The sequence below is a fragment of the Coleofasciculus sp. G1-WW12-02 genome, assembly GCF_040219735.1.
In the GTDB taxonomy this organism is placed as follows: domain Bacteria; phylum Cyanobacteriota; class Cyanobacteriia; order Cyanobacteriales; family Coleofasciculaceae; genus Coleofasciculus.
Window position 1 is genome coordinate 1 of sequence record NZ_JAVJRX010000051.1, and the last position, 16,455, is coordinate 16,455.

The window sequence follows — 16,455 nt, forward strand, 5'->3', positions numbered from 1 at the left end:
GCTCTAGAACCGAAAAGTTAAACAGTTTTAAGGTCACTGAAACAGTGCTTTTTGGACAGTTACCGACCGATAACCTTGGCGAGGCTAACTTTACCCCAGAAATGGGTGAAAACCGGAGGGGCAACCATACCCCTCCACCCCCTAAAAAAGTATGCTTCTTAAACCGCTACCGCGTGTTCCTCCCTGGTCTAAAGACACAGGGTTTCCCACAACGAAGGATTTTTATGAATCAAGCTTGGCAGCCATTAGCTACTGTCACTCTCGTCGGTTCCTTAATAGGCATTGTTGTTCCCATCACTCCCGCCCTAGGAGAAGTTCTCACTAGACAAGAGTTTTCTGGTAATTTCACCTTGGTTGATTCTAGCGATCTACTGAAAGACATTTTGCCAGAATCTTCTGAATACTTCGGTTTTGTAGTTTATGATGAGGACAACACCCTACGTGATTGGGGTGTTAACGTTGATGAGTTAAACCTAAGTTTAAGTCCAGCTTCTACTCTAACCGGTCTAGATCCTACTCTACCCGGTTTACAACCCGACGTAGATTTTGAGTTTTCTTCTGCCGTAAATTGGGATTTAATCATTGATTTTGGCATCGCTTTTGACGCCCCTAAGTATAGCTTACGAAGAGAGTCTGAGGAAATCACGTTTACTGCTGCAGTAGGGCTGGCAGGAGGGTATACTTATACAGATCCCGCAGCAAATGTTATCCTTACAACTTCTGACACTTCTAATACTTCGGTTCCCGAACCCGCTACTGTTTTAGGCACAATTTTTGCTTTCGGTGCTGGAGCTTCTGTGCTGAAAAGAAAGTTTTATTGACACTCTCCCGGTTAAAACGCGGGAGATTCTTGAGCTAATCATCGCCCTTTCGAGTCACCTCTAATTAGGTCTTACACAATTATGTCCTACCCGAAGTCAACTAGAATATCACTTAATATCTAGAACCCCTTTTTTTTGGTAGCTCTCCAAGCTTTTACCTAAATTAATTAGGAAGTTTCCGTATGCCCTACGGTACTTATCAAGTATTTAGTTTTTTAAGTTTTTTACAAAAGTGCTATTCCGACTGAGAAATCGGCATTGTACGAATTTTGGCTCGTTTGACATCCTAGCAAGAGAAGGTACACCATTTAATATTTTTCAGAAGGTTTTTATTTGTACAGAGTTATCACCTACAAACTCTGTTTCTCATATTATTATTATACCTAAGATTAGAAAGAAAAGCAACTAAAGTTGCTAAACTAAACACATTGCTCGGTTTCATCCCTCGGATAAATCACGAGGGCTTTCACCATCGCTTATGACGTAAGCTTTGCGGAAGTGTCCCCCGTGGGGCAATGCGATTAAGCTAAGCCCCACCAAGGCGCTTTCTACCCACTGAGTTAACTGTTACACCTTTGAGGTTACATTGGTTGCCCATTTTCAATTAATTTTGACCTGAAAGCGCATTAATCCCACATTAGTTGGAGGTGTGTTAGAAATATCGCCTAACTCCAAAACCACGGCTCCATTGGGATTGTTGGCTTCAGCACAGGGCGTTGATACAGGATTTAGAGGAGGAAAAAATATCCCCGAATCTTGATCCGCTGCATTACTTTGGGGTATTGGTGTCCCGTCTTGATTTAACAAAATTCCCCTACCTTGCCTAAAACTATCAGAGATAAACGTTGTCCCTTCTGGAATGAGATCACAGATATTCACCCCATTAACCCCTGTGCCACCATTTGACAAGAAATAGATCGTGTATTCAACAATATCACCACTTTGCAAAACTCTATCGGGACTAATTCTGGGAACACCTAAAAGCCCTCTCCCAGGTAGCTGAGACCACCCAATAGCATTATCATCAGGATCATTGGGATCGTCTACAACAGTATTAAAGTTAATTCCTTCTAGCACTTGTCCATCTCTGTTCACCTGAGTAATGCGTTTCACCAGAAGCAGGCGCGGTTCTCCGGCAAAAAACACTTCTGCACTAGCTCGATCATTTCCAGGATTCGGATCATCTTGATCTAAAGCACTAATCACCGCCGTGTTGGTAACAGAACCAGGAATATCCCCAGTGGCGATAATCTCTAACGTAGCCTCGTTACCATTGACTAGATTCCCCACTGACCAAATTCCGGTTCTGCTATTGTATGAACCTTGAGACGCGGTTGCCGATCTGAATGTTACCTCAGTTGGCAAGGGTTCCGTCACCGCCACATCGGTAGCATCATTAGTATCGTTATTGGTCAGAGTAATAGTATACGTTATATCGTCTCCCACATTTGCCTGATTTGGGCGTGCGGTTTTACTCAAGCCGAGGTCAACCGATTGCAAGGGAATCGCCGCACTATCTTGGTCATCCTCACCAGCAATGCTATTTCCTGGTGTAGAATCTGGGTCAGGTCGATCTGAGGCTATGACTTGCGCTCGATTCACTACGGTTTCACTTGTGGTTAAGGTTGCCTCAATTTGCAACGTGGCGCTACTATCGTTATCAAGATTGCCCACCGTCCAGACGCCAGTTTGGTTATCATAGCTTCCCTGGCTGGGTGTCGCGGAAATAAAGCTCAATCCGGCGGGTAATGAGTCCCTAACTCGCACACCAGTCGTGGCTAGAGGTCCATCATTGGTTACGGTGATGGAGATGGTTACATTTTCCCCCGGTGCAGCACTAGCAGGGGCTGCAGTCTTAGTTAGGCTCAAGTCGGCGGTTCGTTCGATGGGGGTTTGAACGGTACTGGTATTATTATCAGGATTGGGGTCTGTTATGTCATCTCCTACGGAGTTATTCGGTCCGAGGGGAACTGTGGCGGTATTGGTTAATGTCCCCGAAGCATTTCTGGCGAGAGTGCCGATTACCGTATAAGTAGCGGTAGCCTCCGGATTGAGAGTGACGGTTGTATTGATCCCATTGCCTGTACCATTTGCCGCACCGCAACTCCCAGTACCGTTAGTAATCGCACAAGTCCACCTGACATTAGTAATCGTATCAGGAATCGTATCCCTTACCGTTGCCCCCATGACATCATTAGGACCATTATTGGTCACCGCGATTTCAAAGACAATCCTACCATTGGCAACAACTTGGTCTGAACGAATACGTTTTTCAATTGCCAAGTCTGCTTTAGCGATGACTATAGCATCCGTAAACGTAAAATCCTGAGACGGTAAAAAAGTCCAAGTGTCAATACCCCTGCGATCGCCAAAGCAGGTTGTTTCCTCACTAGAATTAATACAATCATAGCTATGAGCGCCATTACGGCTGCTGACTCCTGCTAGACCAACTCCGTTGATTGAGGCATCTAGGGGATCAGGAGGGATGCCGGGTCCACTAAAACGACTATCGTCATAGTAAACCGTAAAATTTGGACTATTTCGACCATTCAGCCGTTCTAAGATAATCCCATTGGGATTCGCTTCCACATCTAAAAAAGGAAAATGGACTTGAGCCGCAAACAGATTAATGCGAACCTCGAATCCTTGGCGACCACCTGGTAGGGGGTTTCCATCTCCATCTAGCCCATCCCAAACCACTTCATTTTCCCCTTGGCTCACTCGACCTGTGAGGATTCTGTCTCGGATTGAGCCGTCATCATTTCCGAAAATACCATCGCCATTCAAGTCAATGACAATTCTGTAACTACCCGCCCGTGTCGTGGTGAACCTAAATGTACCACCACCTGGCGATGCGGCTTGACCGGGCGTACCATCATTACCGATAAATCGAAAATCCCTCACCTCTCCAGGAGCTATAGGTTCTAGGGGCGTATTTAGAATTCCGGGTTCAGGTCGGTTAAAGAAAACTTTGTGGGTTCGGTCATCGCCAGTATTGGGATTAGTGAACGGATTTTGGAAGTCAGGGGGTGGAGTTAGGGAAACAGAGGAGAAGAATGGCTCTCCGCTGGGTCGTCTAAATCCTTTATTGTTTGAGAAAAAGATGAATCCGAAGGGTTCGATACCGTTCAAATCAATGCGGTACAAATAACCTTCTTCGGTCAGGATGTAGGCTTCGGAACTCAGGGGAGCCTCTCTACCTCCCATATTCAGCGCCAGATAATTGGCAAAGGCGCGACCCTGAATTTCTCTACCCGCATCGGCTACGGTGACATCCCAAGCGGTTACAAAGTTATCATTGTTACCTTGTGAGGACCAAGAATCGTCGGCGGGAATAGGGTTTGGGTTGACTGTACTTGAAGGATTAGGACTAACAATGTTAATTTGCCAAACCCCAGTTTGATCAACGTCCACGGTACAAGGTGTGTAACCACCGGAAAAAAGAGTATTAGGACCGATTCTTTCTTCTGCACGATTTTCAATCTTACCCCTGGTGCCGCAACTACCAGATGCACCACTGGGTCTTGTGTAATTAATCGTACCCTGACCGATGCCCACAGCACTTGAACCTAAATAGAGCGTTTCACCTGCCTCAGCATAAACCTGAATCACCGTTTGGCGCAGTATTGGTCCTGTCTCCAAGGAGTCATTGCGATAGTCCAAAAAAGGGCGAAAGCCGCCACTTGAGGTTAATTCGCGGCTTCCTTCAGCCTGAACTGGAGGAGTCCAAAGACTACAGATGCACAAGGAAAGGGCAAGGCTACTGATTACCCCACTAAGGGAGTGAGTTTTGAGGTTATTCACTATCTACCATTTACGTTTCAACAGTCATAGGTTGGAGGTGGTGAAGACAGCGTCGGCGACGAACGGCAAATCTACCCCTAGGATAGATTTCCAGGGGTAGGGAAAAGTTAGCCGAACTGAGCAGACTTACACCGGGCAAAAGCCCGATAAACTCCTCATAGTCCTATGATTTCGCTAAACTCGCGCTAAGAATAACGCGATAGGGGCTAATCTAATCACACTTTTTCGGTAAAAAAATCAGTCTCTCGATAGAGGACAACTATTCTCTCGCTTGCACAATAACGGACTGTCCTCACCTGCTCAAATCCTCTGGACGGTCAATATCATGGAGCATTGGCTCAAATGCGATGGCTAATCCCAAGTTATCGGCAATCTCTACGGTTTGTTGTCTGACTTGTGAGGTTCCCCAATTAATTCCCACAAAGAGTTCAGGAATTAACCGCCGCAAACCAATCAGATAATATCCCCCATCTTGGGCAGGTCCTAATACTAAATCCTGTGCTTCAAGCCATTGAAATGCTTCAGACATTATTTGAGTGTCTAAATCGGGGCAATCTGTACCAATAATCACCACTCCAGTCATTCCCCCTGCAAATGATCTCTCAAATGCCAATGCCATTCGCTCGCCTAAATCTCCCTCACTTTGTTGACGGTAAATTACATCAGCACCTAACCACAATTCCATTAGCTGTTGATTCCCTCCAGCAAAATGAATTTCTACAGATACAGGATGAAAATCTTGCAGTTTTTTTGCTTTAGCCAGGGTATTTTCTGCCATCTGGCGTTGCAGTTTTGCTGCACCTTCCTCACCCAAAGCAGGAATCAGGCGCGTTTTAGTTTTTCCCGGTTCTGGATAGCGCGTAAAAATAATTAGCGTTTCGTTTACAGTAGCTGGAGTCATTCGATTAAGCTGATGTGCATCTAAATAGACGATAGTCAAATCGTTGTCAGGGCTGTGAGGTGTAGGGGTATGCTAATTAAATGCGTGACCGTTTCATAGCTTACGCTTTCTTGGCATCTAAATCACCATTTGTAGGGGCACGATACTATCGTGTCCCTACCGGGGTGACTGTCGTGTTTACCAAAATTAGTCAAGAGTTTATTGAATTTAGAGACATGGTATAGTGATTCAGTCAACATCAGATTCATGAGCCTCTTCCCAAACCTCCCAGCCTTCTTTAATCAAATAAAAAACGATAATAAATCCGGCAAACGGATCAGCTTGCCAAAAGCCAAACCAGTAATTCCCAACTAACCCTAAAAGTAATGCCACAGAAAGAAAGGAACAGACCAAGGTTTCTTTCGCATCGGCAATCAGCGCCCTACTATTAATTTGTTTCCCAACTTTATTTTTTTGCCATGCCAATAGGGGCATAATAATCAACGAGAGGATAGCGAGAATAATACCCAGCAATGATGGATCTGGAGCGTCTTGTGTAATTAACTTTCTCAGCGATTCAAATCCAATATACCCAGCCATCAAGAAAAATGTAATTGCCACAAACTGGATGGCTCGTTGCTCAATTTTCTCTTCAGCTTCCGGTGTCATGCTTTGATGCTGGCTGAGACGCCAAATTAAAATACATCCCGATAAGGATTCAACAATACTATCCAGTCCAAACCCAATTAATGCAATACTATTGTTGAGCGCACCTAAAAGAATAGAAGCAACGGCTTCAAGGATGTTATAGCCAACGGTAAAATATTCTAAATAAAGTCCTTTTTGATAAAGCTTGCTCATTAAAAAATACCTCGGCAGGATTTGTGGGGTTAGTAGATCCGTTCAATACAGGATATCACTAATAACATTCCCCCACACTTCACCGAATACGAATGGCACTGACTGATATGCTGGTGGGCAATGCCCACCCTACGGTATAGCAATAGTTTCAGCGATTCAAAAATGCTTATTTCAACGCCATTACACCTAATATCCAGTTGCGCCTCTAGTCGCATGTTCCTTGTAGAAACGGGAGTGTAGGGGTGGGTTTTACCAATAACATTTTGGCACAAACAAATAATTTAACTAAACCAGCCCTGCTAAAGAATCAGGGAAAACCAAAATCATTAGAGTTCCCTCCCCTTGATAAGGGGAGGGTTAGGGAGGGGCCAAATCAAGGTATTACAAATTGATGTTTGAGCGTTTGCTTCATTGAGTTTCCACCCAAACAGTTAATGGGACTTTCCCCCTAATTTTTGGTGAACCTAAACTTTGACCTTGGCACTCATGTCTAACATGCGCTGAATCGGTTGTAAAGCCGCAATCCGAATGTGTTCGGGTAACGTAATTTCTGGCTGACGCTGCTTCATGGCTAGATAGAGTTTTTCCAGCGTATTCAACCGCATGAACGGACATTCATTACAGTTACAATTATTAGTTGAAGGTGCTGGAATGAAACGCTTATTGGGCATTTCTTTTTGCATTTGGTGAATAATTCCCGGTTCTGTCACCACAATAAATTTTGAACGGGGACTGGTTTGCGAATACTTCAACAGCGCTGTTGTTGAGCCAATGTAGCTCGCGTGGCGGAGTACTGGGGGTTCGCATTCGGGATGAGCAATAACCTCGGCATCGGGGTGTTCAATCTGTAGCTGTACAATTCTCTTTTCCGAGAAGGTTTCGTGAACAATACAACTCCCTTGCCACAGGAGCAAATCACGACCCGTCTGCTGCATCACATAACGCCCTAAATTCCGGTCTGGGGCAAAAATAATCGGTTGATCTGGGGGAATTTGCTGGACAATTTCGACGGCGTTGGAACTGGTGCAAATAATATCACTCATCGCCTTAATTTCGGCGGAGCAATTGATATAAGATATGACTAAATGGTCAGGGTGTTCTGCCTTAAATTGGGCAAACGCATCCGGGGGACAACTATCAGCGAGAGAACAACCGGCGTTTAAGTCGGGTAGGAGAACGAGTTTGTCGGGATTGAGGATTTTGGCAGTTTCTGCCATGAAATGAACACCCGCAAAGACGATGACATCTGCATCTGTATTAGCTGCTTGGCGGGAAAGTCCTAAAGAATCGCCAATATAATCGGCAATATCCTGAATATCGGGGTCTTGGTAGTAGTGGGCAAGGATAACGGCGTTGAGTTCCTGCTTGAGGATGTCAATGGCGTTAAATAGGTCATCGGGAATTGACCCAAAGGGTTGGGTCGTTTGAGGCAGTACGGTTGTAAACAATGTTGTAAATTACCCGGAATATAAACCTTCCAAAGTAATTATAGTAAATTTTACCAAAAATAGCAGAGGTGATGTCATTCTTTCTTGACTGATTCGTCATCTGTCATTTGTCAGGGGATTGAGTTTTGGCGACTAATTGGGCAAATTCCTGTAAAGTTTCCCCATATTGCTCCCCAGCCACCCAGAACAAATCATTATGACTAGCACCATCTACCCACAAGGAGAGTTTTGGTTCAGGGGCGGCGGCAAATAGGCGTTTTCCGTGGGAGAGGGGGATGGTTTCATCGGCGGTGCCATGGATGACTAAGACGGGACAGTTCACCTGGGTGATCTTGTCCAGGTTGGGGAATTTATCAAAGGGTAAAATCGGGATGGGTAGCACGACGCGAAAGGCGGAGGTGAACGAACTTTCGAGGATTAAACCTGCCAAGGGGTGACGGGCGGCTAAATCTACGGCTGAACCGCCGCCGACGGAACGTCCATAGGCGATAATTTGTTCCGGTGGTACTTTCAGTTGCTCTTTTAAATAGGTAAAGGCGGTGTCACTATCGTGATAGGCATTACGTTCAGAGGGACTTCCCTGACTCGTGCCATAGCCGCGATAATCGTAGGCAAAGACGCTAAACCCGAGACTGTGCAGATGGTGCAGCAGGGGCTGAATATCGCCTAAGTCCTCGGCATTGCCGTGAATGTAGAGGATAGTATAAGTAGCTGCCGGATTGGGCAAGTAAACGGCGGAAATCTGGATATCATCAGCCGTCGTCAATTTGAGAATGTCGGGGGTGTCTGGGTAGCTAGAGGGGGAGGGTAGGAAAATCATCCGATCTGCGATGAAGAAGACGTATAAGGCAAAGAAGACGTAGATAAAAATTAGCGATCGCACGAGTCGTTTCCAGGTAAACTCACCCAATAGCCGCCGTTTGAGGGTTTCTTTATCCATCTGTTTATTATGGCGCGATCGGAAGTTGTACACTTAGCTTTGCTGCTTTCTTGAGGACATGAAATGGCTTTAGAGTATCCTGATGACTTAAAGTATCTAGACAGCCACGAGTATGTACGACTCGACGGGGAAATTGCCACTATCGGGATTAGTGCCTTTGCCATCGATCAGTTAGGTGATATTGTGTTCATCGAACTGCCCGATGTGAATAGTGCTTTGGAAAAAGGGGAAACCTTTGGCACGATTGAATCGGTGAAAGCTGTTGAGGATATGTATGCCCCGGTTACAGGAACGGTGATTGAACGCAACGATGCTGTCGTGGAATCTCCCGAACTGATTGCTGAAGATCCTTATGGTGAAGGGTGGTTTCTGAAAGTGCGGGTTAATGATGCCGATGAATTAGAAGACGCTTTGTCTGCGTCTGAATATCAAGCTCAGGTGGAAGGAGAGGAGTAAGCGTTAGGGGTGCAGGGGGAGCAGGGGAGCAGGGGAAGCAGGGGAAGCAGAGGGAGCAGGGGGAGCAGGGGGAGAAATTTCCTAATCAAAGAATGATAAAGGACGAATGATAAAGGACCAATGACCAATGACCAATGACAAATGACCAATGACAGCACGATCGCGAATGGTTTGTTAAAAAATAATAAGGAGTCGTCCTGACTCTAGCGGCTTGATGCACCCAAATCTTTGAATGAATCGGTTTGATATGACTAACTCAAATGTCTCAGTTAATCCAGACACAACCCTCAATGGCGTCTCTAATGATTCTCAGCCAACTGTTTCTGCGGCGGCGGATCATTTAGTATCAACCGATTCTTATGCTAGACGCCATATTGGTGTCAATGCTGAAGACGTAGGGCAAATGCTGGATATCTTGGGCTACTCCAGCTTGGATGAACTGATTGATGGCGCTGTCCCCTCAACCATTCGGCTAAATCATCCGCTCAACTTACCCCCCGCCCAAAGCGAAAAAGCTGCCCTTACCCAACTTCAGGACATTGCCTCAAAAAACCAGGTGTTTCGCTCATTCATCGGCATGGGTTATCACGACTGTATCACCCCACCGGTGATCCTGCGGAATATTCTGGAAAATCCAGGCTGGTATACAGCCTACACCCCCTATCAAGCCGAAATTGCCCAAGGGCGACTGGAGGCGTTGCTGAACTTTCAAACCCTAATTATTGATTTAACGGGTTTGGATATCGCCAATTCGTCGTTACTGGATGAAGGAACAGCGGCGGCGGAAGCCATGAGTATGAGTTATGGCTTGTGCAGAACTAAAGCCAATGCCTTCTTTGTCTCTCAGGATTGCCATCCCCAAACGATTCAGGTGGTGCAAACCCGTGCCAAACCATTGGGAATTGAGATTATTGTCGGTGATCATCAGACATTTGAGTTTGAGTCGCCAATTTTTGGCGCATTACTGCAATATCCTGCCACTGATGGCACGATTTACGATTACCGGGAGTTTGTGAGTAAGGTACATGAGGCGGGCGGTTTAGTCACGGTTGCGGCTGATCCCTTGAGTCTAACCCTGCTGACACCTCCGGGTGAATTCGGTGCGGATATTGCCGTAGGAACGACTCAACGCTTTGGTGTTCCCCTGGGATACGGGGGACCCCATGCGGCATATTTTGCCACCCGTGAGGCGTATAAACGGCAGGTTCCAGGGCGAATTGTCGGTGTGTCTAAAGATGCCCAAGGGAAACCCGCCTTGCGCCTTGCCCTCCAAACCCGGGAACAGCATATCCGTCGGGATAAAGCCACGAGTAATATTTGTACGGCACAAGTCTTGCTGGCGGTGATTGCCAGTATGTACGCGGTTTATCATGGATCAGAGGGACTTAAGCAAATTGCTCTGCGTGTGCATCGGTTAACGATGATATTGGCAGCTGGGTTAGAACGCTTGGGTTATAACATTAGTTCACAACCGTTCTTTGATACGGTGCGGGTGGAGTTAGATGCCCAGGAACTCGGCGATATTCTCAAGGCGGCGCAAGCCAGGGGGATGAATATGCGGGTGTTGGATGAAGCTGCGATCGCGATTACCCTGGATGAAGTGACAACGTTCCAAGATGTGGTGACTCTCCTGGATATTTTCGGATCAGTTGGCGTCGAGGGCATTGATTCGCTACCGTTTCCCGTTGACTCCCTGCTGAAACGAGACGTTGACAGCTTTGAACCTCCTTTTACCCGCACCCGTCCCTATCTTACTGACCCAGTTTTTCACCGTTATCATTCAGAAACCGAATTATTGCGCTATATCCATCGTCTCCAAGCTAAGGATTTATCTCTCACCACCTCAATGATTCCCTTGGGTTCCTGTACGATGAAACTCAATGGCACAGCCGAGATGATGCCGATTACTTGGGCGGAATTTAGCCAGATTCATCCCTTCGCCCCCTTATCTCAAACCCAGGGATATCAGATTTTATTCCAACAGCTTGAGGCGTGGTTGGCAGAAATTACCGGGTTTGCCGGGATTTCCTTACAACCCAATGCTGGGGCGCAAGGGGAATATGCGGGATTGCTGGTAATTCGCCAGTATCATGAACACCGGGGCGAGGGACATCGCCAGATTTGTTTGATTCCCCAATCCGCCCACGGTACGAATCCGGCGAGTGCAGTTATGGCAGGATTAAAGGTGGTAGCCGTTACCTGTGATGACCAAGGGAATATCGATGTGGCGGATTTGAAGGCAAAGGCAGAAAAGCACAGCCAGAATTTAGCGGCGTTGATGGTGACGTATCCGTCTACTCATGGCGTTTTTGAGGAAGAAATCCGCGAAATTTGCGATACGATTCATGCTCATGGTGGACAAGTGTATCTGGATGGGGCGAATATGAATGCCCAAGTGGGATTGTGTCGTCCTGGGGATTATGGGGCGGATGTTTGCCATTTAAATTTACACAAAACCTTTTGTATTCCCCATGGTGGTGGGGGTCCGGGGATGGGACCGATTGGGGTACAGTCTCATTTAGTGCCGTTTTTGCCGGATGTGTCGTTTGTTAAAGGTTATGGATCGGTGACAAATCACGATTCCGTGGGCGTTGTGGCGTCAGCCCCCTGGGGAAGTGCGAGTATTTTACCGATTTCCTGGATGTATATCGCTTTAATGGGGGCAGATGGGTTAACCCAAGCGACGAAGGTGGCGATTTTGAATGCGAATTATATTGCCCATCGCTTAGCGCCTTATTATCCGATTTTGTATCAAGGGAAGTCGGGTTTAGTGGCGCATGAATGTATTTTAGATTTGCGGGGTTTGAAAAAATCAGCCGGGATTGAGGTGGATGATATTGCCAAGCGGTTAATGGATTATGGGTTCCATGCGCCAACGGTTTCTTGGCCCGTAGCGGGGACAATGATGGTGGAACCGACGGAAAGTGAGTCGAAGGAGGAGTTGGATCGGTTCTGTGATGCGATGATTGGGATTCGCCAAGAGGTTGAGGCGATTGAGTCAGGGGAGGTTGATCAGGAGAATAATCTGCTCAAAAATGCTCCTCATACGGCGGAGGTTTTAGTTGCAGGGGAATGGAATCGCCCCTATTCTCGCGAACAAGCCGCTTATCCCGCACCATGGACAAGGGAACACAAGTTTTGGGCGGCGGTAGGGCGGATTGACAATGCCTTTGGCGATCGCAATTTGGTTTGTTCTTGTGTGGGTATGGAGGAATATAACCAAAATTAAACCCATTTAGTGGGGTTTGCAGAAACCCTTGATAGGTAGGGTGGGCATTGCCCACCAGCTTTTTCAGTGCCGTTCAAGTTAACATCATTGAAGCTAAAACTCTGAGTGCGAAAGGATGATGGGCTAAAGCCCTGACTACGAACTACGAACGATCACGCTTTGAACGGATCACTTGGCTAATCTGCCACATCACAAACCCTGCACTGGTACTGAGTTCTAATCTGAAGTTCCCCCCGTCCAGATGTACTACAGGGGACTGAACCATTACTGCGTAAGCATTTTAGCAATTTAGCCCCCTTCATTCGTACCCATGTATATTTAAGATTTTCTTAATAGTCTTGGGAGAAAATCTGTGAGACAATTGTAGTCATGTACATAGAACGTGTTCCTAACAGAAATTCTCCCCCATCCGTATTACGCAAGCGAGTCTTACCGCGAAGGAAAGAAAGTGCGGAAACGTACCCTAGCGAACCTGTCTAAATTGCCGGATGAAGCGGTAGATGGTTTAAAGATTCTCCTCAAGGGAGGCAAAGCCATTGAAGATATAGAGGAGGCGTTTAACATAGTCCGTTCTCGCCCTCACGGTCACGTCGCTGCGGTGCTAGGAACAATAAAAAAAATCGGATTAGACTCGATTATCAGCGGTGAAAACACCCGCCAGAGGCGATTGGTTCTATCGATGATAGCGGCAAGGATTATTGCCCCCAAGTCGAAACTAGCCACATCGCGGCAAAGATGCCCCCTAAGGGGTGAAGCTGAAATTGGACTGAAAGTGGGTGAAGTAATCAATAAGTATGGTGTAGCTAAACATTTCAAAATCCAGATAAGTCCCGATAGATTCTCTTACCAAAGAAACCGAGAAAGTATCAATGAAGAAGCGATATTGGATGGGTTATATGTGGTGAGAAGTTCCGTACCCGAAGAAACGTTGACAGCTCTTATAAACTGTCAAAGCCTATAAGAGTTTATCCAAAGTTGAGCAAGCCTTCCGCAGCTATAAAACCATTGATTTAAAGGTGCGTCCTATTTATCATCGTAACAGTGATAGAGTGAAAGCCCATGTTTTCTTATGTATGTTGGCGTACTATGTAGAATGGCACATGCGCCGATGCCTAGCTCCGCTTCTTTTCGATGAAGATGATTGGGAAGATGCTCTTGGGTTACGCAAAGGAGTTGTTACTCATTCGACGAAGAGCGATTCAGCTTCTTCTAAAGCCCAAAAGAAACGGACAGCCGATAACTTACCCGTGCATAGCTTTCAAACCCTGTTGGCTGATGAGAGGCACGATTGTTAACAATCGAATTCAGTCTAAAATCCCAGGTGTGAATTTCGACTTTGATAAGGTAACAGAACCGACTCCGGTACAAATGTTGGCTTTAGATTTGTTGGGCGTCAGCCTGATATGTACCCAGTAACGCCAAGAGCCAAATCGCCCTAAGCCAAGATATGCATACAGTGCAGCGATTTGTCAAAGGGGAACTTCAGATTCAAAGATATAACTTTCCCTCCCCCAGCTCGCGAGACGTTGCATGCAACGTCTCTACATTGCTTCCCCAGCTTCCCTTAGTGAACCTCAACAAAAACGCCGCTACGAGCAAACTCCTCTTCTTCGGGAGTAAAGTAAGGGGCGTTATCTTCCAGGGTTGGGTCGAAGCTGTAAGACTCTTGCAGGAAGTTTCCTTCTAAAACGGCGTTTTCTACCTCCTTGATGTAGGTGTCAGCAAGCTTACACAACTCTTGGATACCCTGTTCGTCGCCTCTGTCCAAAAACTTTTGCAATCCCAGATGAAATCCCGACAGGCGGGCGGTGGGTTTGAGCATACTGTAGATATAGTAGATGCGATCGGTGGTGATACTGATGTGACGCAGGGCGCGGGCGCGGGTCAACTCAGCATCCAAGCTGGGCCAATAGCGGTTGGTGTAGAAGGCTTTGTCATCCCGTTGATACCACTCTTCTGAGCGGGCGATGGAAGAATTGACGGTGTTGTGCAACTTCCAGAAAAACAGGCGCATCGATGGTCCATCGGTTACCGTAGCCAGCTTGTTGTCGAAGGACATACTAAACTGGGTTGCATGGAGTTTCTGTCCCAACAATAGGTACTCCATGGGGTACATATCCACTTCCTTGTTTTGTACCACATAAGCATTCAAGTGATGGCGACAGTAGGGGCAAGGGTACATCGTGGCGAACAGTTTGATGAAATCCTTGAAAACCCTGATCAGCTTTTGCTGGACTTCCGGAGATTTGGTGCAGACGATTTCGGCAGACGTGTGGAAGAAACGCCAAACCCCTGGTCCGATGTAGTAGGGGAAACTGACTCGCATTTGGGCATCCCGAACATAGCTGCGGTTGAGCCATAAATCAATGAATGCCACATACTGGGAGAGGGCACCACATTCGCGACCAAACTCCAGACGCTCCCGGCGCTTCTGCACACCGTTGAGGTAGTGGTGACTCAGCCGCCAAGCCTGCAAAATTGCCAGTTTTTGCTGGGGCGTGCAGTTGGGGAATTCTTCGCAAACGTCGCTACCATAGCGATCAAACTCTCCGACGGCTTTAGTCTCTTCATACAACTGATCCAAGGCGGCTTCGTCGGGATTGGTGTTTCTTTCAATATCATCAGCCGTGCAAACACTAAACGCTGCCAGAAGTTTCGGCATGAAATCTTCGTACCAGTAAGCCACGGGCATCATCGCGCCGTCGATTTCTTCGCGATCATCTTCGAGAATCACCCGGTTCCATTGCTTTAAATAAGCCTTGGGATCTTCCCCATTAGTTTTTGGCGACGGGGGCGTCAGTTCTGCGTTAAGTTCCAGTTGGCGCAACCGATTCAGTTCATTGATTGCCAGCACTCCTTCTACCAGATCTCCGATGTGGATCTGCTTTTTCTTCATGGTGATGGCGAATTCCACCCCAGCGGCGAATTTCTCGCGAACTGTGGCAGATTTGCTGCGGGTTTCATGCATCCGCTGCGCCTCCGCTAGCATTTCTGGGCTTTTTTCAATGTTCTGCCAGTTTTTGATCCGACACAGCAGGCGGGCATATTCGGCTTCGATGGAATTAATCACTTCATCAAGCAAGGGATAGCAAGCGTCTTCGACGATGCCCAAGCCTTTGTAGAAGGTGATAGCAACGCGCACAAACTGGGTGAAATCAGAAATTCGGTAGGGTAAATCCCTCACCCGTAAATGGGTTTCGTGGTTCGCCGAAAAACTTTCGCGGAAGCAGCGATAGGCAGCGCCCTGAATTAATCGAAACAGACCAATTTGCATTTGTAGGCGAGAAGTGCCACGCTTTCTACCGCAGTCGTCCTTAACTTGTTGGGTGAGGATGTCTTGAAGCTGTGTTACCTCTGATGCTATGTCGCTAGCGGGTGTTTGCACAGATGCGGTTGCAGCAACAGCAGAATCCTGATCGCCCGTTGAGGATTCACTTTCTTCAAGAACAGGCTGGCAAAATTCGTCAACGTCGATGAAAGCGTTGCCGTCGCGATCGCCTTCGGTTACGATAACGAAGGAATCCTTATAGCCTGTTGACGATTCGTTTTCTTCGGGAACGAGTTGGCAAAATTCTTCAAAGTTAATGAAAGCGTCGCCGTCGCGATCAACTTCTTTGATCATCTCTTGCAGTTCCTCGTCCGTCAGCCCGAACTTACTCATAACGTTTTTCAGTTCGTTGGCGCAAATATGCCCCGAACCGTCCTCGTCGAAAACGCTAAAGGCAAGTCTCAGCCGACTTTCGCGATCGCCCTGTTGGGACACCATGAGAGCTTTAAACTCTTCAAAGTCAATGGCACCGGAACCGTCTACGTCCACATCTTTAATCATGTCGTGCAGTTGCGCGTCGGTGGGATTTTGACCCAGCGATCGCATGACGACACCCAACTCGTCGGCAGAAATTTCGCCACTGCCATCTTCATCGAAAACTCTGAAAGCTTGCCAAAGTCTTTCCACCTCGGCTTCGTTCATTGTCTTTGGGTTTTGTTTATTCATTTTTGCCAATTTTAAAGCAAGT

9 protein-coding genes and 1 pseudogene are annotated in these 16,455 nt (G+C 46.9%); 4 read left to right on the top strand and 6 right to left on the bottom strand.

Annotated features, from left to right (window positions below):
* Nucleotides 1–821, top strand: an 821-nt coding sequence (locus tag RID09_RS09245) for a PEP-CTERM sorting domain-containing protein (RefSeq protein ID WP_446335656.1), incomplete at its 5' end; no start/stop codon positions are given.
* A 600-nt stretch (nt 822–1,421) separates the two neighbouring features.
* Here RID09_RS09245 and RID09_RS09250 read toward each other — a convergent pair.
* From RID09_RS09250 to RID09_RS09270, 5 genes are all read right to left on the bottom strand, one after another.
* Complete coding sequence (locus RID09_RS09250) at nt 1,422–4,625, bottom strand: hypothetical protein (protein WP_446335657.1); 3,204 nt, start codon at nt 4,623–4,625, stop codon at nt 1,422–1,424.
* A gap of 292 nt (nt 4,626–4,917) precedes the next feature.
* Nucleotides 4,918–5,526, bottom strand: a complete 609-nt coding sequence (locus RID09_RS09255) for a TIGR04282 family arsenosugar biosynthesis glycosyltransferase (RefSeq protein WP_446335658.1) — start codon at nt 5,524–5,526, stop codon at nt 4,918–4,920.
* 228 nt (nt 5,527–5,754) lie between these two features.
* The gene (locus RID09_RS09260; protein WP_446335659.1) at nt 5,755–6,366 is read right to left on the bottom strand and encodes a cation diffusion facilitator family transporter; all 612 of its coding nucleotides are present in this window, start codon (nt 6,364–6,366) and stop codon (nt 5,755–5,757) included.
* A 464-nt stretch (nt 6,367–6,830) separates the two neighbouring features.
* Nucleotides 6,831–7,814 carry a quinolinate synthase NadA gene (gene nadA / locus RID09_RS09265; protein WP_446335660.1) on the bottom strand — a complete coding sequence of 328 codons (984 nt, stop codon included), beginning with the start codon at nt 7,812–7,814 and terminating at the stop codon, nt 6,831–6,833.
* Nucleotides 7,815–7,917: 103 nt separating this feature from the next.
* On the bottom strand, nt 7,918–8,754 hold the full coding sequence (locus RID09_RS09270) for an alpha/beta hydrolase (protein WP_446335661.1): 837 nt from the start codon (nt 8,752–8,754) through the stop codon (nt 7,918–7,920).
* A gap of 63 nt (nt 8,755–8,817) precedes the next feature.
* Between RID09_RS09270 and gcvH the strand changes: the two genes are divergently transcribed.
* The 3 genes and pseudogenes from gcvH to RID09_RS09285 all read left to right on the top strand — a co-directional run bounded on the left by gcvH (nt 8,818) and on the right by RID09_RS09285 (nt 13,855).
* Complete coding sequence (gene gcvH / locus RID09_RS09275) at nt 8,818–9,210, top strand: glycine cleavage system protein GcvH (RefSeq protein WP_446335662.1); 393 nt, start codon at nt 8,818–8,820, stop codon at nt 9,208–9,210.
* A gap of 247 nt (nt 9,211–9,457) precedes the next feature.
* Nucleotides 9,458–12,439: an aminomethyl-transferring glycine dehydrogenase gene (gcvP, locus tag RID09_RS09280; protein ID WP_446335663.1), complete on the top strand. Its 2,982-nt coding sequence runs from the start codon at nt 9,458–9,460 to the stop codon at nt 12,437–12,439.
* Nucleotides 12,440–12,808: 369 nt separating this feature from the next.
* A pseudogene (locus RID09_RS09285) lies at nt 12,809–13,855 on the top strand (IS1634 family transposase).
* 148 nt (nt 13,856–14,003) lie between these two features.
* On the opposite strand, the gene RID09_RS09290 reads toward RID09_RS09285, so the two are convergent.
* On the bottom strand, nt 14,004–16,409 hold the full coding sequence (locus RID09_RS09290) for an EF-hand domain-containing protein (RefSeq protein ID WP_446335664.1): 2,406 nt from the start codon (nt 16,407–16,409) through the stop codon (nt 14,004–14,006).
* Between the last annotated feature and the right edge of the window lie 46 nt (nt 16,410–16,455).

Coding starts and splice junctions, on each gene's coding strand:
- RID09_RS09255 (WP_446335658.1), bottom strand. CDS start 5,526: ATGACTCCAGCTACTGTAAACGAAACGCTAATTATTTTTACGCGCTAT.
- RID09_RS09270 (WP_446335661.1), bottom strand. CDS start 8,754: ATGGATAAAGAAACCCTCAAACGGCGGCTATTGGGTGAGTTTACCTGG.
- gcvP (WP_446335663.1), top strand. CDS start 9,458: ATGACTAACTCAAATGTCTCAGTTAATCCAGACACAACCCTCAATGGC.
- gcvH (WP_446335662.1), top strand. CDS start 8,818: ATGGCTTTAGAGTATCCTGATGACTTAAAGTATCTAGACAGCCACGAG.
- RID09_RS09260 (WP_446335659.1), bottom strand. CDS start 6,366: ATGAGCAAGCTTTATCAAAAAGGACTTTATTTAGAATATTTTACCGTT.
- RID09_RS09290 (WP_446335664.1), bottom strand. CDS start 16,409: ATGAACGAAGCCGAGGTGGAAAGACTTTGGCAAGCTTTCAGAGTTTTC.